This is a genomic window from Methylobacterium sp. NFXW15 (assembly GCF_049887755.1).
Taxonomy (GTDB): Bacteria; Pseudomonadota; Alphaproteobacteria; order Rhizobiales; family Beijerinckiaceae; genus Methylobacterium.
Genome location: NZ_JAGEKG010000002.1, coordinates 66,265 through 86,729 on the forward strand (window position 1 = coordinate 66,265; position 20,465 = coordinate 86,729).

Sequence of the window (20,465 nt, forward strand, 5' to 3'; positions counted from 1 at the left end):
AGGGCGCGCGAACTCACTCCGCCGCCTCGCCCATCAGCGCGTCGGCAGGCAGGGCGTTGCGGCGGCTCGTCCAGAGGCCGCGCTCGCGGGCCTCGTCGAACCGGTCGAGGATCGCCCGCGTGGCGGCGGGGTTGGCGGCGCGCAGGCGCTCGAACACGTCCGGGTCGGCGATCCAGGCGGAGTAGAGGGTTTCGAACCCGGCATCGGTCACGGCATCGCTGCCCGCCGCCAGGACGAAGACCGCATCGAGCCCCTGCGCCAATTCCTGCGCCCCGCGATAGCCATGGCGCAGTTGCGCCGCGATCCAACGCGGATCGGCGAGCCGCGCGCGGATCAGCCGGGCCGAATCCTCCCGTGCGGTACGGGCCTTGGGCCGCTCCGGCTCGGAAACGTCGAGGCTGTAGAGGGCCGGGCTCGCGCCCGTGAGGTTCGCGGCGGCGGCGAACCCGCCCATGGCATCGACTGCTGCATCGCCGTCGAACAGGTCGCGCTCCGCCACGTCGAAGGCATGGGCGTAGGCATCGGCCTGGGCCACGCGTTCACCGAACCCGGCATCCGGCCCCTCGCGATCGCCATAGGCGTAGCCGCTGGCGTCGAGATAGGCCCGGCCGAGATCGGCGCGCGCCTGCCAATCCCCATCGAGGGCGAGTGAGGCCGCGCCCGCGCCGTAGCGGCCGGGGGCCGCGCCGTAGACCCGTGCTCCGGCCTCGCCACGGCGGGCGGCGGCGGCGAGGGGGTTGTCCTCCTCGTCCTCATCGCGGGCGGCGACGGCGCGCACGGCCCGGTCGAGCAGCGCCAGCGTGTCGGGGAAGGTGTCGCGGAAAGCGCCGGAGACCCGCATCGTCACATCGACGCGCGGGCGATCGAGCACCGCGAGCGGAAGCACCTCGAAGCCGGTGACGCGGGTGCTGGCGTGGTCCCAGACCGGGCGAACACCCATCAGCGACAGGGCATGGGCCACGTCCTCGCCCCCGGTGCGCAGGGTCGGGGACGCCCAGAGATCCATGACGATGCGGGCGGGATAGCTGCCCTCGTCCTGCAGGTAGCGCGTCACCACCGCCTGCGCCGCCTTCTCGCCGAGCAGGGTCGCGGCCCGGCTCGGGATGGCGCGGGGATCGAGGGTGGTGAGGTTGCGCCCGGTCGGCATCACGTCGAGCCGACCGCGCGAAGGCGATCCGGCCGGGCCGGGGGAGACGAAACGGCCGTCGAGCGCCGCAAGCAGGCCCGCCCGTTCCCCCGCCGCGCTGGCGCGGACGGGCTCGGGCGCATCCTCCGGCGCGCGGCCGAAGATGTGCAGCCCATCGCGGAAGGCGGTCTCGCCGAGGTCGCAAAGGTGGGCGTCGAGGGCGGTCAGGGCGTCTTCCATCGGCGCATCGGCCGGGATGCCCGCGCCCGCGAGCAGGCCGTGGCCTTCGGCCTCTTCGAGGATGGCGGTGGCGAGCAGCTTCGCCCGGCGAGGGTCGAGGATGGTTGCGGAGGAATATTCCTCCACCAATTCCCGCAGACGCGCCGACTCGGGTGGCAACCCGGCGCGAGCGATGGTGGGGGTGAGATGCCCGAGCGCGATCCCGCCGAGCCGTCGCTTCACCGGGGCGGCCTCACCGGGATCATCCACGACGAAGGGATAGATCACCGGCAGGGCACCGACGCAGAGCGAGGGCCAGCACAGGGGCGACAGGGCCACCGCCTTGCCCGGCAGCCATTCCGTGGTGCCGTGAGTGCCGAGTTGCACCAGCGCGTCGAAATCCCTGCGAAGGCCGAGATGAAAGGCGCAGTAGGCGTGGGTCGGCACCCGGTCGGGGTCATGGTAGCCCGCCTTGCGGTCGGAATCCCGGCCCCGGTCGGGCTGGAGGAACAGGGCACAGGCGCCGCCGACCCTGCGAAAGAGGAACGAGCCCTCGCGGCACTGCGGATCGTCCGCCGGATCACCCCAGGCATCGCGAATGGCATCGCGGAGTCCTTCGGGCAGCGTCTCAAGCCACGCAATGTAATCCGCGAGCGGAACGGCGAACGCGGCCTCGCCCTCGGTCAGCGCTCGCATCAGCGCATCGGTCTCAGGAAGATCAAGGGCGGGGTATCCGGCCTGCGCCAGATCGGAGAACAGCGCGTGAGCGCTCTCGGGCGTGTCGAGCCCCACCGCGAACCCTGCCCGTCCTCCCCGCGCGGGGTAATCGGACATCACCACGGCCACCCGGCGCTCGGCCCGGGGGAGGGCGGCTAGCCGCAGCCAGCCGCGCGCCCGCTCGGCGAGCGCGGCGATGCCCTCGGGAAAGGGGACGAGCCGCCGCTCGGAGAATCCCTGTTCTTCCGGTGCCTCTTCCTTGAACGCGATCGGGAAGCCCGCGAGCCGCCCGTCGAATTCCGGCAGGGCGACCTGCATGGCGAGGTCGGAGGCACTCAACCCCCGCGCCGACGCCTCCCAGGCTGCATGGGGTGAGCCCACGGTGAAAGCCTGGAGGACCGGGCAACCGGCGCGGTCGAGGACGAACCCGGCATCGTCCCGCGCAGAGAAGGCTGTGGCCGCGATCACGATATCCGGCCGCTTGGCCGCAAGCGCAGCCTTCACGGCGGCCACTGCGTCAGGATCCTTGAGGCTCGACACAGCGAGCGTCATCGTGCCGATCCCACGCTCCTGAAGCGCCAGCGCCAGCGCCTCGAAGGGGGCGGTGTCGCCACCGAGGATGGCTGAACGGTAGACGAGGAGAAGGGCGAGGGGAGTGACGTCTCCGTTCCCTCCGCCAAACTCGTCACTGCGAGCGAAGCGAAGCAATCCAGAGCTGCGGGCCTTCTCCAGACGAGGCGCTTCCCTGGATTGCTTCGCTTCGCTCGCAATGACGGTGGTGCTCAGGAGGAAAGGTGCACCGCTCCGCCCCGCCCCCAGGGCGACATCCAGCGCCACCGGCCCGCAGCCGGGACACCACGCGAAGCCGCGCGGCAGCGGAACGGGAGGCTCGGCCTCCCCGCCCTGGCCGATCTCCACCGTGAGGCGCTGGAACATGCGGCGCAGGTTCTCCGGCCCGCCGGCGCGAAAATAACGGTCGAGTTCGTCGGCCAGGGCGGGATCGGTGGAGAAGGCCGCGAGGCGTGGATCGGGCCTGTCGTCCCCCGGCAGCACGGCGAGCACGACGCCGTTCGCCCGTGCCGCCTCGGCACAGCGTTCGACGCCGTAGCGCCAGTAATCGAGCCCGCCGAGGCAGCGGATCACCACCGCGCGCGCCTGGGCGATCACCTTCTCGACGTAGAGATCGACCGAGAGCGGGTGACGCAGCTTCGCGAGCTTGGCGAGCCGGAGCGAGGGCAGACCCGGCGCCGACGCATGGGCACGGGCGAGGCCCGCGAGGTCGCTATCCGTGAAGGACAGGACCACGAGGTCGCCCGGCTCCTGGCCGAGATCCACCGCCGCCTCGCCTTCGTCCAGGGAGACCGTGTCGACGCGCAGGAGGTGCATGGGGCCCTCCCTAACCGGCGCGCGGCAAGGCCGGAGCTGGGATCATCCCGCGAGCGCCTTCGCCACCGCGTTCTGGTCGAAGCCCTTCAGGCCGATCACGACGAGGCGGCCATCGCGGGCCTCGCCCGAGCGCCAGGGACGGTCGAAATGGTGAGACACCCGGCGTCCGACGCCCTGCACCACGAGGCGCATGGGCTTGCCCTCGACTTCCACGAATCCCTTGATCCGCAGGACGCCCTCGGTCTCCGCCGCCTTCTCGACTCGGGCGGCGAGGTCGCCCGCCGTCACGGCGGCGCGCACCGGCAGGGCCACGGTCTCGAAATCGTCGTGGTCGTGATCCTCGCCCTCGCCATGATGCGAGGGGCGGTTGGCGAGGTCGTCCTCGGCCGCCGCGCCGAGGCCGAGCAGCACGCGCGGGTCGATGGCGCCGTTCGCGGTCTCCACCAGCTTCACGGCGCGGGGCAGGTGGCCCTCCACCTCGGCGCGCACCTTGGCGAGCCCGGCCGCATCCATCAGGTCGGCCTTGTTGAGCACTACGAGGTCGGCGCAGAGGAGCTGATCCTCGAACACCTCTTCGAGGGGGTTGTCGTGATCGACGCTCGTATCCGCCGCGCGCTGAGCGGCGAGCGCCTCCGGATCCTCGGCGAAGGCGCCGGTCGCCACGGCAGGCCCGTCCACCACCGCGACGACGCCGTCCACGGTCACGCGCGAGCGGATGGCGGGCCATTGGAAAGCCTGGACCAGCGGCTTCGGCAGGGCGAGGCCGGAGGTCTCGATCAGGATGTGCTCCGGCGGCTCGGCGCGGGAGAGCAGCGTTTCGAGCGCGGGCACGAAATCGTCGGCCACCGTGCAGCAGATGCAGCCGTTCGGAAGCTCGACGATGGACTCCTCGGTGCAGCCCTCGACGCCGCAGGCGGCCAGGAACGAGCGGTCGAAGCCGACATCACCGAACTCGTTGACGAGGATGGCGAGCTTACGGCCCTTCGCATTCTCCACGACGTGGCGGACGAGGGTCGTCTTCCCGGCTCCCAGGAAGCCGGTGACGATCGTGCAGGGAATCTTCGCGACGATGGTCATTCGGCGGCCTCGGGGCGCGGGGGAAACGGAGGGATGCGGGCGATAACGCCTGAACGGAATTCCTTGGGGCGCTCGCGCCAGGGCACGATGCCGTCCGGCGTTCCGGCATAGGCGCCGATGCCCGCCAGGATCGTCTCGGCCGCCTCGACCGGGTCGAGATCCCCGTAGACGTAGGTCCAGCGTCCGGGAGAGGCGACGGCCACGGTGCAGGGCCGCTTGCACACCGACAGGCATTCCACCGGCTCGACGCGCAGGGCGCCTGCACGCTGCACCAGTTCGGCATGGAGACGTGCCCCGGCGCGGGGCGCCTCCGGGTCGTCACCCTCCCGTCGGCAGGTGGTGCAGACGTAGAGGATCGTTTCCGCCTCAGACATGGCGGGCGCCCTTCGCGGGGCCGAAGCTCTGCCACGCCCAGCCGAAGCCGAGGCCGATCATGGCCCAGAATACCGCGCTGATCGCCAGCGACCGGGCGGCGAATTGCGCGGCCAGAACTGCCGGGAGTTCGGACGTTCCCGCCGGAGGCTGCGGCGCGCCGACGACATGCGGCGCGACGATCAACACGAGGCCGCCGAGGATGCCGATGAGCGAGCGGCGGACGCCGATCAGGTAGAGCCCCATCGCGGTGCCGACCGCCGTCATGGCCCACCAGACCTGCCGCGCGAGGATCGGTGCCGCCTCCTGTCCCGGCAGTTCCGGCGGCAGACCAAGGGCCGGGGCGAGGGCGACGCTGGCGAACCCGGCCAGCGCGAAGGCGAGCCCGGTCTGCAAGGTCGGCTCGCGGCCGAGCGCGATCAGCACCGCGCCGAGGAGCAGCGCGTAGCCGACGCCGCCGACGAGGGTCGCGAGCCCGGTGAAGGCCATGCGCTGGAAGCCGGGTGCGGGTTGCCATTCGGGCGCGGCATCGGGTGCCGCGTGGTCATGCCCCGAATGGGCGAGAATAATGGGCAGTGCCTGCGCCGCACGGGTGGGCTCCCGCATCTCGTACCGTTCCGCCTCGACGATGAGGGGAGAGGTCAACGCGAGTTGGAGCCCCGTGGCGACGATAGCCGCGAGGAAGCCGGCGGCCAGTGCCGCCGACAGAAGCCTGAGGATCATCCCTGGCGCGTGGGCGTCAGTGGCAGGGGAAGTTCTGGGCGTGCCGGAAGTCGTGCGCCGCGTTGTGGAACGCGATGGCCGGCGAGAAGCCCGCCATGAACACGAGGCCGAGGCCGAGGAAGGCCGCCATGGCGACTGCGAGCAGGCGCTCGTTCGAGCGGATCGCGACGGGGGCGAGGGTCGTGGTCGTCATCAGGGCTCTCCTGCCGCCCCACCGGCGGCACGTTGAACGTCGAGGATGACGGCAGGTCTCCTGGCTCGCGGCTAGGGCGCGCCCGCCGCCTTCCCGGATCGCTCCGGTGGCTGCTGGCAGGCGCTCGCCGCTTACAGTTGCGGGGGCAGCCGCGGGTTCGGGCACACCCTCACCGCGTTCCCTTTTCACCCCTTGCGGGGCACCGTCATCCCTCCTGTGTATCTGGCTTCCGCCCTTGGCACAACGGCAAGCAGAACCGTTTTAGACCGGCGTCAGCACGCAATGCCGGGCGGAACGGGAGGGCAGGGTCACGCGCAGCGGGCCTGAGAGGGTCGTCGGCGGGTCCGTCTCGGCCATGTCGCGATGCGCGGCATCGAAGCCGTAGCGCATGAGCCGGGCGGCCTTGAACGGCCGGTCGAAGACGATGTCGGCGGCCTCGTCCTGCGACCCGCGGTTGATGAGGACGAGATGAAGGCGCTCGCCTTCCACGCCCGCCCGGACCGTGAGGATGTCGGGGCGTGAGACATCGACGGGAAGGCCCGAATCGGGAAAGCGGCCGCCCTTGCCGTCGTAGTTCCGGTAGAGCCGGAAGGCGGTGCCGAGCCAGCCTGCGAGGGAGCCCCAATGGGCGGTGAGCCGCATGTCGGCTCTCGCGAAGCGGGCCAACGCGTCGGCCAGGGCGAGGCCCGAGGCGAGTTGGCCCGCTCCTCCGTAATTGTACTCGGTGATGGCGATGCCCGTGCCGGGGAAGTTCCCTCGAACGATGCGCTCCAGGCTCGGCAGGAGCGGCAGGGACAGGCCGCCCTCCATCGCCACCGGCAGGGCTTGTGTCACCCAGCTCGCCTCGCGAAAGCCTGGCTCGGTCAGGGAGCGCGGCGCGTCGAGGAGCGAGGCGGCGAGCGCCGGATCCTCGCTGCGGAACAGAGTGCCCCGGTCGCTGAACGGGTACCAATGGACGTCGAGGACATCGAGCAAGCGTCGCCCGTCGCGCTCGGAGGCCTGCCGGAAGGCGTCGAGATAGGCGGCGAGAAAGCTGCCATGGTGTTTGAAGGCGTCCCAATCGGGCGCGTTCTGGAGGCTCACCATGCCGGTGACGCCCCAACTCGCCGGGCCGATCACCCAGGCGCCGGGGTCGATGGCCTTGATCACCCGCGCCGCCTTCAGCGCCCTCGCGATCAGGTCGGCGATCCGCACCGGAGCCCGCACAATGCGTGGGTGCTGGGTCGCCCACAGGCCGGGCTCGTTGTCGAGGATGTAGCCCCGGATGCCGGTTTCGGATCCGGCGGGGCCGAACCGGTCGATGAGGGTGGCGAGGCAATGCGGGATGTCCGCGACCCGCGGATCGACGGGGGCGGAGGCCGGGCGCCGTCCCTCCCAGGACACCGGCACGAACCGCGCCGACGGTGCGGCCTGGTCCGGCCCGACGGGGCCGTTCTTGTCCGCCGCGACGAAGCCCGCGAGCGGCAGGGTCACGATACTGCTGGCGCCCATGGACAGGGATGAGCCGTGCATCGCCGCGATCACCGCCGCCGGACGGTTGCGCTCGACCTGCGGCAGGCCGACGGACTCGCTCAGGAAGTCGCCGTTCGCCTGCTGCCAGTCCTTGCCGGCGTTGCAGGCATTGTTGGTCCAGTTGTAGCTCGTGGCGAAATTGCCGCCGAACCGGCGCAGGCTCACACCGGCCGCCCGGTCGAGTTCCGCCGAGGGCGGGCCGCCGTCGAGGGTGCCGATCTCGCCCGATCCGTAGATCAGCGGGCTGACAGGGAAGGGCGGGGCGCCGTTCCGAACACGGATGCTCGCAACCTCGCCCGCGCCCGTGGCGCTGGCCCAGATCGTCGCCCCGGCGCCGGTGAGAAGCGCCCGGCGGCTCGGCCTCACGAAACCAGCCCGGTCCCGTAGAGGGAGCCCCGGAAACGGGTCATCCAGAAGATCTTGCCGAGGCCGCCGCAGGCCGCGATCCGGTGGTGTCGCGCGGCGGGCGGGTTGATCGGCTCCAGGAGTAGCGACAGTGCCCCCGAGACGATGGCTTGCGCCACGCCGACCATCATCCACCGGGCCACGCTCAGACGGCTGCGGGGCGAGGCCATCTCGTGGACGAAGGTGCGGATCTGGCCGCTGAGGAAACGGCGGCGGCGGACATAGGCCCAATCGAGCCGACGGGGCGGCACCCATTCCGTCACCTCGGCGCCGGAGGCCCACCCGAACCGGCGCCCCTCGTTCACGAGGCGCTGCAGGAACAGGCTGTCCTCGCCGCCGATGCTGTTCAGGCGCTCCTCGAAGGGGCCGCCCGGAACCGCGCAGATCGAGGCCGCGAAGAGTGAGTTGTTCGTGCCGAGATACGCGGCGCGGTGGGTCACATCCCCGCCGTCCTCGGCCGTGACGCCACGGGCGAAATAGGCCGCGAAGGGGCCGATCTCGAGGTTGTCGTCGGCCCGCGCGCTCACTGGGCCGAACACCGCATCGTATTCGCCCCGGCGGGCGACCGCGAGCAGGGCTGCGAGCCAATGCGGGCCGCCGGTCTCGTCGTCGTCGATGAAGGCGATCCATTCGCCCCGCGCCGCCGCGACACCCGCGTTCCGCGCCGTGGCGATGCCGGGCTTCGGCACCGAGACGTAGCGGATGGGCAGGCGCGCATCCGCCGCGAGCTGCGCGACCAGGGCCTGCGCGTTCGCGTCGACGGAGTTGTCGACCACGACGATCTCGGCCGCCGTGTCGGTCGGCAATTGCTGCGCGACGATGCAGCCCAGGGCGCGCTCGAGCGCCTTGTGACGGTTCAGCGTGGGAATGACCACGCTCACCGCGATCGGCGGGGTGCCGCGCATGCCGTCTCCGATGCTCTCTGGGAGGTTCATGAATAACTAACCGAAGAGCTATAACTTGATCACTGGTGCGACTTATTCCAGCCGGAAGTAAAGTCGGCACCTGATAACGTGAGATCAATACCGGATTTGCGCGGTAATTTCTCAGAGAATGGTAAATTTAACGCTGACAATCGCGCGGGCAGGATGAAAATTGCTTTCGTCGGCTGCGGCTATGTCGCGGATATGTACCGCCAGTGCCTCGATCTGCATTCGGACAGGCTAGAACTGGCCGGCGTCTACGATCGCGATTCGGAGCGGCTGGCCGCCTTCACCAAGACCTGGGGCGACCGCGCCTACGCTTCGCTCGCCGATTTGCTGGCCGAGCCCGATCTCGGCGTCGTGGTGAACCTCACCGATCCGGAGAACCACGCGCCCGTCACCCGCGCGGCCATCGCTGCCGGTCATCACGTCTATTCCGAGAAGCCACTGGGCATGACGTTGAGCGAGGCCCGGAGCTTGCGCGATGCCGCGGCGACGGCGGGTGTTCGCCTCGCTGCCGCACCGAGCAACATCCTTGGCGAGCAGGCTCAGACGCTGTGGCGCGCGGTGCGCGAGGGTGCCGTGGGGCGCGTGCGCCTCGTCTACGCCGAACTCGATGACGGGATGGTCCATAAGGCGGATTATCGGAATTGGATCAGCCGCAGCGGGCGCCGCTGGCCGGCCGAGGGCGAGTTCGAGACCGGCTGCACCTTCGAACATGCCGGCTACGTGGTGACCTTGCTCGTCGCCATGTTCGGGCCGGTGCGGCGGGTCACCGCCTACGCCTCGCTGCTGATCCCGGACAAGGAATGCGACCAGCCGGTGCACCCGGCACCGGACTTTTCCTGCGGTCTTCTGGAGTTCGACGGGGGCATCGTGGCCCGCGTCACCAATTCCATCGTCGCCCCCTATGATCACCGCCTGCGGATCGTGGGCGACGCGGGTGTGCTGCAGGTCGAGGAACCGTGGGATTTCGCCGGTCCCGTCCGCCTGAAGCGCACGGCCACGAGCCGCCTCGACCGCTTCCTCGAACGACGCTTTCCTTCGCGGAAGGGCAGGGTGGTGAAGGCGGTGCGTCCCGTACCTTTCCGCAGCGGGCGCGGTCGCCCACCGATGGATTTCCTGCGCGGTGTCAGTGACTTCGCCGAGGCCGCCGCCGCCGGTCGGCCCGGCCGGATGGATGCGGACCTTGCGGTTCACATCACCGAGGTGACCGAGATGCTGCAACATCCGGAGCGGTTTCCTCGCCCGGCGACGGTCTCGTCGCAGGCGGGTGTGCTGCGGCCGATGGATTGGGCGGTCTGAGAACAGGCGAAAGAGCCATCGACCATGGATAACCCGCCGACCCTGATCACCCTGTCCTTCGCGGGCGATTTCGAGTGTTGCCGCCTGCTCTGCGAGACGGCCGACCGCTTCGCTCCCATGGGCGCGTCGCATCTTCTGGCGGTGCCCTCGGCCGACATGGCGCTGTTCCGGCCGCTGGCCGGGGGGCGCCGCGCCCTGGTGCCCCAAGAGGAGTTGCTGCCCGCTTGGCTGCGCAAGCTTCCGCTGCCGGGGCCGGAATGGCGACGCCGCCTGCGGCTGCCCCGGCGCAACGTCTACGTCTCGTTCAAGGGGCGGCCGGTCCGGGGTTGGATCGCCCAGCAGATCATGAAGCTCAACGCCGCCGCCGGAGCGTCGAGCGACGTCGTGGTGCATCTCGACAGCGACACCGCCTTCGTGCGCCCGCTGCCGGCGGAGGCCTTGAAGACCGGCGGTCTGGTGCGCCTCGCCCGCTTTCCGGGTGCGGCGGACGACGTGATGCATGCGCCCTGGCACCGGGCGGCCTCGACGCTGCTCGGCCTGCCGCCCTCGGATTATCACGAGGCTGATTACATCGATCAGTTCGTCACGTGGCGGCGGACCAATGTCCGGGGCCTGCTGGAGCGGATCGGCGAGGTCACGGGCCGCGACCCCATCGAGGCGCTCGCCGCCACCCGCGACTTCTCCGAGTACATCCTCTACGGCGTCTATTGCGACAAGGTGCTCGGCCTGGTGGCATCCGGCCATGCGCCCTCGGCCGAAAGCCTGTGCGAGACCGTCTGGTCGGAGGGCGGCGCCATCCCCGTCGTCGGGCCGGGCCGCTACGGGCTCGGCATCCAATCGACCATTCCGCTGTCGACCGAGGCCCGGCGCACCATCGTCGCGCAGGCCATCGCACGCGGATGAAAGGGGCTCAGCGTGCCCGGCGCCGGTAGTCCCACACCAGCTTGAAGATGCGCGGGCCGTCGATCAGGTAACGGCGGGCGAGGCGGCGTGGCTCGCAGGCGAGGCGGAACAGCCATTCGAGATTGGCGACGCGGAAGATCGTCGGCGCGCGGGGGCGCTCGCCGACGAGGAATTCGAGCCCCGCGCCGATGCAGAGGCCCACGCCCCGCGCGATCCCACGCTTGGCGAGGGCGGCGGCCAGCATCTCCTGCTGCGGTGAGCCCACGGCCAGGATGACGAAGCGCGCAGGCCGGGCCTCGATGGCCTCCACCGTCGCGGCGAGCTTGGCGGGGTCCTTGCGCAGGCCCATGGGCGGGGAGATCTGCGACACCTGCGTCAGTCCGCAGAGTCGACTCACGGACTCTGCCAGCCCCTCATTGCCGCCGACGATCAGGACGGGTGAATCCTTCGCAAGCCGGGGGTGGGTCATCAGGGCCGCGACGAGGTCCGAGCCCGGCACGGGTGGCAGGTCGGTGCCACAGGTCCGCGCCAGCTGCGTCAGGATGCGGCTGTCGTTGATGCAGAGCCACGCCTCCCGATAGAGGCGCGCGGTCTCGGGATCGTCCGCGATCCGGATCATGTGATCGACGTTGGGCGTGACGAGGTAGCGGAACCGCTCGCCCTCCGGCACCGCCAGCAGGATGTCGAGTGTGCCGTCGAGATCGAGCCTGTCGAACGGCAGGTCGAGGAAGCTCACACGCGCCGCGCTCGAGGCTTCGAGCGTCGGAGCCGTTTCGGCGATCGTGGACATGGCGCGGCGCTCGTTCACGGGTGGGTCGTGTCGTGTCGGAAGGATGCATCCATCCCCTCGGCGAGCCGGATGCCCGCGCGGAAGCCGAGTTCGGTCCGGGCGCGGACGGTGTCGTAGTGTGCGGCCCGGGCGAACAGGCGCAATTCGCCCGGAGCGGGCACAAAGCGCAGTCCGCCCACGGGCAGGCGCAGGCGCGCCAGCGCCTTGGCCGGAAGGGATAGGGCGCGCAGCATCGCGAGCCGTCCCGGGGGGAGGGCGCGCGGCGTCGGCAACCCGGCGCGGCTGGCGAGCGTCGCGAAATAGGTGTTCCAGGTCGGCGTCTCAGGCCCGACGATGTTGGCCGCGATCACTCCCTGACCCGGCCCCGTGAGGGCGGCGAGGGCGCAACGCACGGCCTCGGCCACATCCGAAACGTGGACGAGGGCCGCGATGCCTTCACCGCGCAGCCCGAGAGGGCCGAGCACGCCCGCGCGCAGGCCCGCGACCGGCCGTTCGATCCAGAGATCGCTGCCGCGTCCGTAGACGATGCCGGGCCGCAGGATCGCGACCCGCCGCCCCGGACGGGCCGCAGCCCAGCTTCGGAGCATCGCCTCGCAGGCGCGCTTGGCAGCGCAGTACGGATCGTCGGGAGCGGCCGTCGGAGGAGGCGCGTCGGGCTCGCCGATCCGGCCCTCGGCGGGGCCGTAGACGGCGATGGAGCTGAGCTGGACGATGCGGTCGATGCCCGCCCGCTCGGCGGCGGCGAGAAGATTGCGAAGCTGGTCCGGCATTGCGGCGGCCGAGCGTCCGCCCGCATGGACGATGGCCGAGGCCTCGGCGCAGGCGGCATCGAGGCTGCGCGGATCGTCGAGATCGCAGCGAAGGGCTCCCTCGGGCGGATCGCGACCATCGGGCAGGCGGTGCAGTCCGGCTCGCACCGGCAGGCTCGTCTCGCGCAGCCGTGCCACCACCGCCTTGCCGATGAATCCGCCCGCGCCGGTGACGAGGATCGCACCGGTCATCGCAGGCCCGCCACGGGCGCGCGGCTCAGCAGTGGGCGGATTCGTCCGACCAGGGAATCGAAGCTCGCGCGGCTGATCAGGAACAGAAGCGGCACGTAGATCAGCACGCCAGCGGGAATGGCGACGATCAGAGCGAGCAGCGGCCCGTAGGCATCGGCAAGGGTGATGCCGAGCCATGCGACGATCACCGCCATGATCGCCGCCGACAGCCAGACCCCCGAAAGCCGCCGTAGAAGCGGCCAGGGCGACAAGCCGATCAGCGGCCCGTTGATCAGCACGGTGGTGGCGGTGAGGGACAGATCCCCGGCGAGCCGGGCCAAGCCGATCGTGGCCGGATGGAGCCCGGCCGTCGCCACCAGCGTCAGCGCGAGGATCACGAGCGCGACGCTGTAGGACAGGAGCACGCTCTGCGGCCGACCACTCGCGGAGAGCGCGGTCTGCACCACCTGCGAGGGCAAAGCGAGGAGACCGCCCGCCGCCAGGGCCGCCGCGATGGGTTCGGCCGTGGTCCAGCCCGGCCCGGCCATGAGCGGCACGACGAGGGGGCTGACGGCGGCAAGTCCCATCATCGTCGGTGCGACGAGCGCGGAGGTCTCGCGGGCCACTTCCGCCGCTGCCTCGCCGACATTCTCCCGCGAGAGGGCACTGCCCCGGAAATGCGGGAAGCACAGGTTGTGCGTCACCGCCGTGATGGCCCCGCGCACCGGTTCGATCAGCCGCATGGCGATGTTGAGATAGCCGAGCACGGTCAGGCCGAAGAGCGCGCCGGTGAGGGTGTTGTAGACGACGTAGGTGGCGTTCTCGACGAGGCGCGAGGCCAGCACGAGCCCGGCGAAGCGGTTGAACCGGGCGAGCCGCCCCCAGGACCAGACCGGCCGAACCTTCAGTCCGAGCATCCAGAACAGGCTCGCCGCGCTCGCGAAGACAAGGACGATCCGCAGGGCGACCAGGGACCAGATGCCGGCGCCGGCGAGGCCGAGCCCGATGGCGATCGCCGCCCCGATCACATGGCCGAGGATGCTCGACGCGTTGATGATGTAGAACGCCTTCCGACGCCTCGCGACGGCGGTCGCCAGGGTCATCGGCCCCTGCGCGAGCAACAGCAGGCCGGTGGTGGGCAGAAGCAGGCGGAGGTCGGCGCGCTCGTAGACGTGGTCGAGCAGGAAGCCCACCGGAACGCAGAGCGCGAGGAAGCCGAGGGCGGCGACCATCGAGAGCGCGAGCACCGCCCCGAGGTCGTCCCGGCGGACGACCTTCGCCTGGGTCAGCGCTTCTTCGTAGGGCGTCCCGACCGCCATGGAGAAGGCGGTGACGATGGAGAGCGTCAGCGCGGTCGCGCCGAAATCCCCCGGTGGGAGGATCCGGGCGAGGAAGGCGGTCGTGACGGACAGGATGACGAGGCGGCCTGCCGCGTCGGCGAGCCCCGCGCCGATCCAGCCGCCGATCCGGCGGATCGTCATGGGTGTTTCCCTGCGGGCTCGGGTGCGGGCTCTCGTCTGAAGGCCAGCAGGCTGATGAGGATGGACACGTTGGCCAGAACCTGCCCGCGCATCCAGAGGCTCGACTCCGTGGCGTTGTGCACGAGGACGACGAGGGCGATGACGAGGAAGGTCGCCGCCGCCACCGCATCCGCGCGGGTGGTGCGCCGGGAGAACAGCTTCACGGCGAGCGCATAGACCGTCAGCAGTTGCGCCAGCACCGCGAAGGCCAGGGCCGGAGCGCCGCCCTGGAGCCGCAGGTCGAGGTAGCCGTTATGGGCCTCGTTGATCACCACGTCGGCCCGCTCTCCGATCTTCAGGGTGGCGAGCCAGGAGCCGGGTGGCGCGCGATGCAGCGGGTCGTTGGCATCGCCGACGTCCCAGAACGAGCCGAACCCATAGCCGGTCCAGGGCCGCCGCGCGATCTCGCTCGCCGCGAAGTCCCAGATCTGGGTGCGACCGGTGAAGCTCGCATCGTTGCCGGGCGTCAGAAGGCCGATGAAGTCGCCGCCGAAGGCCGTGACGCCGAGATAGGTCACACCGACCGTTCCAACGCCCGCAAGGGTGAGGAACAGCGCCGCCGCCGGACCCAGGCGGCGTAGCACCAGCATGCACGGCAGGAGCCCGGCGCCGAGCAGCGCCAGCATCATCGAGGTCTTGCTCTTGGTGAGCACGAGGAAGCCGAAGGCCGCCAGCGCAAAGGCCAGCCCCGCGAGCACCCGGCGCGGGCGCGGGGCGGCGCAGGTCCAGCCGATGGCGATGATGAAGGCCAGCATCGCCACGAGACCCGCGACATTCTTCTGCTGGTGGTAGCCGCGCACGCCGATCTCGGTGAAGGCGAAGCCCGGGTTGAGCGCCGTGACCGCGAGGTCGCCCGCGATCACCACGACGAGGATGCCCGCCATCAAGCCCAGAACGCGCCGCATCGGCCCGATCCCCGCCGCGATGGCCAACGTGATGATGCAGATGAACACCATCACGCTCACGCGCCGCACGGCGATGTCCGGGAAGGCGGCCCAGGACACGCTGGCACAGAACCAGCCGAGCACCAGCCAGACCGGCCATGAGCGCATGACCAGCGGCAGCACGATCCTGCGGCGGCGGACGATCTCGAACAGGGCGATCCCGGTCATTCCGAGCACGGCGAGGCGCTCGGTGGAGTTGCCGTCGCCGGAGGTGATGGCGCTCGCATCGGTCATCGGCATCACGCCGATGAACATGTAGGCGAAGAAGGCGAGGCACAGCGCGCCGGGCAGGGCGCGCAGGAACCACGGCGCCCGCCGGATGCGCGGGTTCGTGCCGGTCCTGCCGGGGGCCAGGGCGGCGAGGCCCCGAGCCTCCGGTGTCAACGTCGGGAGGGCCGTGGTCACGGAAGCCACGCGCTCGTCACGCCAGAGCTTCCTTGTCCCCGGCAAGGGCGAAGCGCTGCGGCGCCGGGCGCGAGCGTGCGGGAGCCGGCACGATCGGATCGGCGCCCGAGACGACGAACAGCGCTCCGGCGATCTTATCCCCGCTCGACAGCAGGGCGGCCCGCAGATCCTCGATCCCATCCGCCGTGGCCACGCCCGCCTCGGCGACGAGGACGATGGCCGTGGCGGTCGAGGCCGAGCGACGCAGCCGGACTTCGTCCTGGCCGTCGCCGCCGTCGATGATGACGCAGTCGTAGCCTTCGTCCCGCTCCGGCATGGCATCGGGCGCGGCACGCTCACCCGCCGTGGTGGCGCAGAAGGGCGGGAAGCCTTCCACGGTGCAGGACATTACACTGGCCTGCGCGTCGCGCGGGATCATCCAGGTCAGGCGGCCGGAGCGCGCATCGCCGTCCACGAGCAGGGCCCGGCGCCCACGCGCCGCCTGCGCCAGAACGAGGTTCTGGGCGATGATGGTGGAAAGCGGACCGTTCGAGGCCGAGACGATGAGAAGCCGAACCTGCCCGCGCTCGGCGGCCTCATCGAGGTAATCTGCCAGCCGGGTGAGGATGCGCGCCGACGGGGAGGCGCGCGACCCTGCCAGCACCGCGACGGTCTCGCTGGCCTCGCGCAGCCGCTTGCGCGACAGGGGCAGCACGCCCAGAACCGGGATTCCGGTGCGTGCGGTCAGCCGCTCGGCCGAATGCAGACGCCCGCCGCGACGGTCGACGAGGATCGCTCCGGCCGCCCCCGCGAGCAGGCCGAGCAGGCCCGCCGCCGCGATGACCAGAGCGGGCTGGAGATCGGCCGATTGCGGATCGGGCTTCGACGCACTGACGAGGGAGACGTTCGAGGTGCCGACGCTCTCCTGCTCGAGAAGCTCGCGCTCGCGGGCCAAGGTCTTTTCGTAGACCGAGCGCTGCGCCAGGGCCTCGCGCTCCAACTGGCGCAGGGTGACGAGGGCGGTGTTGGTACGCGACGTGTCGGCCTCGGCACGGGCAAGGTCGCGCTCCAGGGCGGATTCACGGTTGCGCGCGGCAGCCAGCTCGCTCCGCAGGGAGGATTGCAGCCGACCCGTTTCCTTGGCGATGGCGGCGCGCAGGCTGCGCACCTGGGCCTCGACCTCCACCGCCGCCGGATGGCGCGGCCCGAGCGTCGCGCGCAAATTGTCCTGCTGGCGCGTCACCTCCGCGAGGTTCAGGCGAAGCTGGGACAGGGTCGTGGATTCCACCGTGTCGGCGCCCGCCGCATCCGTCGGCGAGGCGCTGCGGCCTTCGAGCGCCGCGACGCGGGAGGCGGCGACGCGGGTCTGTGCCCGCGCTGCGAGGAGCTGCGAGTTCAGCTCGCTGACGCGGGCGGTGTTGAGCCCGCGCCCGTCCTGATCGACCACGCCGATCTCGCGCTTGTACTTCTCCACCGCCTGCTCGGCGGCGATGACATGCTCGCTCTGGCCCTTCAGGGTGGCGCCGATGGCGTCGCGGGCCTTCACCACCACTTCCTTCCGGCGGCGCTCGATATCGTCCACGAAGGCTTGGCCGATGGCGGTGGCGAGGCGGGCCGCCTTGTCCGGGTCGTTGGCGCGCACCGTCAGGTTCACGACGAAGCTCTTGCCCTCGCGCTGGAAGGTGGTCTGCTTGCCGAGGATCTTGCTGGCCACGTCGACCGGATCGGCGGGCGGGGCCGGGCTGGTCAGGCCGATCATCGCCTTGATGTGTCCGACCAGACCGGGCCGGGCGGTGTAGGCGGGATCCTCGGTCAGCCTAAGGCGCTGGACAACCTCCTGCAGCACCGCATCGAAATGCAGGAAGCGTGACTGGGTCTCGATGACCGCGTCGTTCACGTCGGCCGAGGGCGGCTGCGGCACGAGTTCGTTGCTGACGACATTCAGTCCGCGCGGGTCGAGGAGCACCTGCGCCGTGCCGAGATAGTTCGGCGTGCGAAGCACCATCACGGGCGTCGCCAGCACCACGGCCCCGAGCACGCACATCCCGATCGCGAAGGCATGACGGCGCAGCGATGCCAACGCCTCGCGAATTTCGAGGCGGAACGCATCCCACTCGTCAACTTCCGCAGCCTGGAAGGTGCTGTGGCTCGGACTGTTCTGGCGTTCGATCAGCTGCATCGACCGGCTTTCCCCGACAACGCAGCGCCCTGCATCCCGGCTTCGACGCCGTCGGCCGGGCCGTCACCCGGACGATGCAAGTCGCTGCCCAGGATGATCCGTTCCGGACTTCGGAGCGGATTATCCCGGCGGGCCCAAGGCCCGTATCGACTTTTCCGTAACGCGCGCCCGCTTGTGCTGAGTTAAAACGGCAGGCCGTCGCGCTGTTGGAATTATCGATAGAGTTAATAGTGTCTTCGCTCGAGGGTGATTTCGCGTCACCCACTCCAATCCTGCTGCGCGAGCCTTAAGATCCTCGCAACGAGGCCGCCTCGGTTCGGTACAACGGATAGAGACGCCGCCAGAGGAGCTTGCCCACGATCCCGGCCGCGCGAATGGCGAAGCTGCGCCCCGGTGCCTCTCGACGGAGCATTGTGAGCCCCATCAGCGGCAGCAGGCCGATCTGCACCAGGGACTTGGCCGCCATGATCACCTCGTCGCGCAAGGGGGTCGGGCTGGTGCGGATCAAGGTGGCAGCATAGGCCTGCCCCCCCGCGAAATGGCGGCGGACGAGGTAGCCCGTCCTGACCCGGTGTCGGGGCACGAAGTCCGTAGCCCGCGCCTCCGGTAGCCAGCCGAAGCGGCGGCCGTCGCGGGCCAAGCGGCAGAGCAGGTGCAGATCCTCCCCGCCGCATTGGCCGAAATGCGGATCGAACGGGTCCGCGTCCCGCAGGGCGGTGGCGCGGCGGAAGATGCTGTTGGCGGTCGAGAGGACGAAGCTCTGCGAGGCCGGGCGTCCGAGGGCGAACACTTCGTGCCCCGCCGCCTGCCCGCCGAGCCGGGTGAAGAGGGTGCGGGCGGCGGGTGTCACCGCGGCCGCATCCTCGAAATGCGGGGTGATCGGCCCGAAGAACACATCATGCGGATAACGCGCGAGCCCGTCGCGCACGGCCATCAGCCAGCCAGGCTCGACCTGCTGGTCGTCGTCGAGAAAGGCGACGGCGTCGCCGATGCTGCCTCGGCAACCGGCATTGCGGGCGACGGAGATGTTGGCGGGATGCGCGGTGAGGTAGCGGATCGGCAGGGGCGCCCGCGGCACCAGATCTTCGACCACCGGCCTCGCGGTCTCGCCGTCGCTGTTGTCGACCACGACGATCTCAGTCTCGCCGTCTCCGGCGCCGTCCTGCCCCATCAGCGAGCGCAGAAGCGCGGCGAGGAGCGTCGGCCGCTCATAGGTGCAGATCACCACACTGAGCCGCATCTCTGGTCCTCCGGCGACCGGATGCGTCTATCGGCAAATACTCACTAAACGGTGTGGGCGGGCCGGACTGGCCTCAATTGCCGGAACCGGTGCGGTCCGTCTCCAGCTGTTGAAGAAGCTCGGCGAGACGCGGATCGATCGGCTCATCGATCACCGGATCGTAGAGGGCGCGCAGCTGCCGCCCCAGGCGACGGCGGGTGAATTCATCGAGAACCGGGCCCTGCGCGGAGATCGGAACAGTTTGGAGCACGAAGGCTCCGGCGCGGCGCGGGGTCTCGGACATCATGAGTAAATCGGGTTCGCCCTGTTCGATGGCAAGCGCTTGTGTCGAGTGTTGCGCAATAGACCGAACAGGCACAGGGCGAAATGCTCGTCGGCTAAAAACTTGCGATCACAATCTCTGGAACTGCCTGGGCGCGGCTCTGGGTGTCGAAGGCGCAGGGTCATGCTAGGGAAGCCGGATCGTCGGCTGCGGGTATGGGGTGTTTCGTCCGAGATGACCGAACCGCGCATCCTCGTAACGGGCGTCGCCGGGTTCATCGGCAACCACGTCGCCCACCGCCTGCTCGCCGAGGGGCGGGCGGTCACCGGGCTCGACAACGTCAACGCCTATTACGACACCACCTTGAAGGAGGCGCGTCTGCGCCGCCTGGCGGGCGAGGGCTACGCGTTCCACCGCCTCGATCTCACGGACGGGCCGGGTCTCGACGCGGTGTTCCGCGAGGGGCGTTTCACCACGGTGATTCACCTCGCCGCGCAGGCGGGCGTCCGTTACTCGCTGACCGACCCACACGCCTACGCCGCGAGCAATCTCACCGGATTCCTCAACGTGCTCGAGGGCTGCCGCCATCATGGGGTGGGGCACCTGATCTACGCCTCGTCCAGTTCCGTGTACGGCGCGGTGACGGCGATGCCGTTCTCGATCCACCAGAACGTGGATCACCCCGTCAGCCTCTACGCGGCGACGAAGAAGGCGAACGAGCTGATGGCGCACAGCTACAGCCACCTCTATCGCCTGCCGACGACGGGGCTGCGGTTCTTCACCGTCTATGGTCCGTGGGGACGGCCGGACATGGCGATGTACCTGTTCACCCGGGCCATCCTGGCGGGCGAGCCGATCAAGGTGTTCAACGAAGGCCGGATGCGGCGGGACTTCACCTATATCGATGACGTGGTGGAGGGGATCGTTCGCCTGATCGACCGCCCGGCCGCGCCCGATCCGGCCTGGAACGGCGGGCATCCCGATCCTGGTACCAGCCTCGCGCCCTACCGCCTCTACAATATCGGCAATTCCGAACCCGCCGACCTGATGGGAATGATCGCTCTGCTGGAACGCAAGCTCGGCCGCCGGGCTGAGATCGACCTCCAGCCCATGCAGCCCGGCGATGTGCCTGAAACCTTCGCGGATGTCGCTGACCTCGCCCGCGATGTCGGCTTCTCCCCCGGCACCCCCCTCGAAACCGGCATCGGCCGCTTCGTGGATTGGTATCGCGCCTATCACGAAGCTTGACGGCAGCGCTCGGGCCGCCTCCCGTGGCGCGGAAGCGGACGGCAGCGTGCGGGGCGT

At 70.2% G+C, this 20,465-nt stretch carries 17 protein-coding genes and 1 riboswitch; of the genes, 3 read left to right on the forward strand and 14 right to left on the reverse strand.

The window, feature by feature from the left end; all coding sequences use genetic code 11:
• Nucleotides 1–13: 13 nt before the first annotated feature.
• The 7 genes from cobN to J4O73_RS04630 all read right to left on the reverse strand — a co-directional run bounded on the left by cobN (nucleotide 14) and on the right by J4O73_RS04630 (nucleotide 8,635).
• Nucleotides 14–3,448: a cobaltochelatase subunit CobN gene (cobN, locus tag J4O73_RS04600; protein ID WP_426215047.1), complete on the reverse strand. Its 3,435-nt coding sequence runs from the start codon at nucleotides 3,446–3,448 to the stop codon at nucleotides 14–16.
• A 42-nt stretch (nucleotides 3,449–3,490) separates the two neighbouring features.
• Complete coding sequence (gene cobW, locus J4O73_RS04605; protein ID WP_426215049.1) at nucleotides 3,491–4,525, reverse strand: cobalamin biosynthesis protein CobW; 1,035 nt, start codon at nucleotides 4,523–4,525, stop codon at nucleotides 3,491–3,493.
• Nucleotides 4,522–4,899, reverse strand: a complete 378-nt coding sequence (locus tag J4O73_RS04610) for a DUF1636 family protein (protein ID WP_426215051.1) — start codon at nucleotides 4,897–4,899, stop codon at nucleotides 4,522–4,524. The genes cobW and J4O73_RS04610 overlap by 4 nt, the downstream gene beginning before the upstream one ends.
• Nucleotides 4,892–5,620, reverse strand: a complete 729-nt coding sequence (locus tag J4O73_RS04615) for a CbtA family protein (protein WP_426215053.1) — start codon at nucleotides 5,618–5,620, stop codon at nucleotides 4,892–4,894. Before J4O73_RS04615 ends, J4O73_RS04610 begins: the two co-directional genes overlap by 8 nt.
• A gap of 16 nt (nucleotides 5,621–5,636) precedes the next feature.
• Nucleotides 5,637–5,813 carry a CbtB domain-containing protein gene (locus tag J4O73_RS04620; RefSeq protein WP_378975213.1) on the reverse strand — a complete coding sequence of 59 codons (177 nt, stop codon included), beginning with the start codon at nucleotides 5,811–5,813 and terminating at the stop codon, nucleotides 5,637–5,639.
• Between the two features lie 33 nt (nucleotides 5,814–5,846).
• Nucleotides 5,847–6,035, reverse strand: a riboswitch (cobalamin riboswitch).
• A gap of 39 nt (nucleotides 6,036–6,074) precedes the next feature.
• Nucleotides 6,075–7,691 carry a glycoside hydrolase family 44 protein gene (locus tag J4O73_RS04625; protein WP_426215055.1) on the reverse strand — a complete coding sequence of 539 codons (1,617 nt, stop codon included), beginning with the start codon at nucleotides 7,689–7,691 and terminating at the stop codon, nucleotides 6,075–6,077.
• A complete protein-coding gene (locus tag J4O73_RS04630) occupies nucleotides 7,688–8,635 on the reverse strand; it encodes a glycosyltransferase family 2 protein (protein ID WP_426215057.1) in 948 nt (315 codons plus the stop codon). Before J4O73_RS04630 ends, J4O73_RS04625 begins: the two co-directional genes overlap by 4 nt.
• Before the next feature lie 183 nt (nucleotides 8,636–8,818).
• On the opposite strand from J4O73_RS04630, the gene J4O73_RS04635 reads away from it, so the two are divergent.
• Nucleotides 8,819–9,958 (forward strand): Gfo/Idh/MocA family protein, encoded by a 1,140-nt coding sequence (locus J4O73_RS04635; protein ID WP_426215059.1) that lies wholly within the window; start codon nucleotides 8,819–8,821, stop codon nucleotides 9,956–9,958.
• A 24-nt stretch (nucleotides 9,959–9,982) separates the two neighbouring features.
• Entirely contained in the window at nucleotides 9,983–10,861 is an 879-nt protein-coding gene (locus J4O73_RS04640) for a DUF6492 family protein (RefSeq protein ID WP_426215061.1), read from the forward strand.
• Nucleotides 10,862–10,868: 7 nt separating this feature from the next.
• Here J4O73_RS04640 and J4O73_RS04645 read toward each other — a convergent pair whose 3' ends face one another.
• From J4O73_RS04645 to J4O73_RS04675, 7 genes are all read right to left on the reverse strand, one after another.
• Nucleotides 10,869–11,651 carry a WecB/TagA/CpsF family glycosyltransferase gene (locus J4O73_RS04645; protein WP_426215063.1) on the reverse strand — a complete coding sequence of 261 codons (783 nt, stop codon included), beginning with the start codon at nucleotides 11,649–11,651 and terminating at the stop codon, nucleotides 10,869–10,871.
• A gap of 14 nt (nucleotides 11,652–11,665) precedes the next feature.
• Nucleotides 11,666–12,652 (reverse strand): NAD-dependent epimerase/dehydratase family protein, encoded by a 987-nt coding sequence (locus J4O73_RS04650; RefSeq protein ID WP_426215065.1) that lies wholly within the window; start codon nucleotides 12,650–12,652, stop codon nucleotides 11,666–11,668.
• A complete protein-coding gene (locus tag J4O73_RS04655; RefSeq protein ID WP_426215067.1) occupies nucleotides 12,649–14,112 on the reverse strand; it encodes an oligosaccharide flippase family protein in 1,464 nt (487 codons plus the stop codon). The genes J4O73_RS04650 and J4O73_RS04655 overlap by 4 nt, the downstream gene beginning before the upstream one ends.
• Complete coding sequence (locus tag J4O73_RS04660; protein WP_426215069.1) at nucleotides 14,109–15,500, reverse strand: O-antigen ligase family protein; 1,392 nt, start codon at nucleotides 15,498–15,500, stop codon at nucleotides 14,109–14,111. The genes J4O73_RS04655 and J4O73_RS04660 overlap by 4 nt, the downstream gene beginning before the upstream one ends.
• A gap of 16 nt (nucleotides 15,501–15,516) precedes the next feature.
• On the reverse strand, nucleotides 15,517–17,658 hold the full coding sequence (locus tag J4O73_RS04665; protein ID WP_426215071.1) for an exopolysaccharide transport family protein: 2,142 nt from the start codon (nucleotides 17,656–17,658) through the stop codon (nucleotides 15,517–15,519).
• Nucleotides 17,659–17,944: 286 nt separating this feature from the next.
• A complete protein-coding gene (locus J4O73_RS04670) occupies nucleotides 17,945–18,898 on the reverse strand; it encodes a glycosyltransferase family 2 protein (RefSeq protein ID WP_426215073.1) in 954 nt (317 codons plus the stop codon).
• 73 nt (nucleotides 18,899–18,971) lie between these two features.
• Nucleotides 18,972–19,184 carry a NepR family anti-sigma factor gene (locus tag J4O73_RS04675; protein WP_426215075.1) on the reverse strand — a complete coding sequence of 71 codons (213 nt, stop codon included), beginning with the start codon at nucleotides 19,182–19,184 and terminating at the stop codon, nucleotides 18,972–18,974.
• 210 nt (nucleotides 19,185–19,394) lie between these two features.
• Here J4O73_RS04675 and J4O73_RS04680 point away from each other — a divergent pair, with 210 nt between their 5' ends.
• Nucleotides 19,395–20,408 carry an NAD-dependent epimerase gene (locus J4O73_RS04680; protein ID WP_426215077.1) on the forward strand — a complete coding sequence of 338 codons (1,014 nt, stop codon included), beginning with the start codon at nucleotides 19,395–19,397 and terminating at the stop codon, nucleotides 20,406–20,408.
• The last annotated feature ends 57 nt before the right edge of the window (nucleotides 20,409–20,465 follow it).

Bases quoted from the DNA above. Each gene is read 5' to 3' on its own strand.
- cobN (WP_426215047.1), bottom strand. From the start codon at position 3,448: ATGCACCTCCTGCGCGTCGACACGGTCTCCCTGGACGAAGGCGAGGCG.
- cobW (WP_426215049.1), bottom strand. From the start codon at position 4,525: ATGACCATCGTCGCGAAGATTCCCTGCACGATCGTCACCGGCTTCCTG.
- J4O73_RS04610 (WP_426215051.1), bottom strand. From the start codon at position 4,899: ATGTCTGAGGCGGAAACGATCCTCTACGTCTGCACCACCTGCCGACGG.
- J4O73_RS04615 (WP_426215053.1), bottom strand. From the start codon at position 5,620: ATGATCCTCAGGCTTCTGTCGGCGGCACTGGCCGCCGGCTTCCTCGCG.
- J4O73_RS04620 (WP_378975213.1), bottom strand. From the start codon at position 5,813: ATGACGACCACGACCCTCGCCCCCGTCGCGATCCGCTCGAACGAGCGC.
- J4O73_RS04630 (WP_426215057.1), bottom strand. From the start codon at position 8,635: ATGCGCGGCACCCCGCCGATCGCGGTGAGCGTGGTCATTCCCACGCTG.
- J4O73_RS04635 (WP_426215059.1), top strand. From the start codon at position 8,819: ATGAAAATTGCTTTCGTCGGCTGCGGCTATGTCGCGGATATGTACCGC.
- J4O73_RS04640 (WP_426215061.1), top strand. From the start codon at position 9,983: ATGGATAACCCGCCGACCCTGATCACCCTGTCCTTCGCGGGCGATTTC.
- J4O73_RS04645 (WP_426215063.1), bottom strand. From the start codon at position 11,651: ATGTCCACGATCGCCGAAACGGCTCCGACGCTCGAAGCCTCGAGCGCG.
- J4O73_RS04650 (WP_426215065.1), bottom strand. From the start codon at position 12,652: ATGACCGGTGCGATCCTCGTCACCGGCGCGGGCGGATTCATCGGCAAG.
- J4O73_RS04655 (WP_426215067.1), bottom strand. From the start codon at position 14,112: ATGACGATCCGCCGGATCGGCGGCTGGATCGGCGCGGGGCTCGCCGAC.
- J4O73_RS04665 (WP_426215071.1), bottom strand. From the start codon at position 17,658: ATGCAGCTGATCGAACGCCAGAACAGTCCGAGCCACAGCACCTTCCAG.
- J4O73_RS04670 (WP_426215073.1), bottom strand. From the start codon at position 18,898: ATGCGGCTCAGTGTGGTGATCTGCACCTATGAGCGGCCGACGCTCCTC.
- J4O73_RS04675 (WP_426215075.1), bottom strand. From the start codon at position 19,184: ATGATGTCCGAGACCCCGCGCCGCGCCGGAGCCTTCGTGCTCCAAACT.
- J4O73_RS04680 (WP_426215077.1), top strand. From the start codon at position 19,395: ATGACCGAACCGCGCATCCTCGTAACGGGCGTCGCCGGGTTCATCGGC.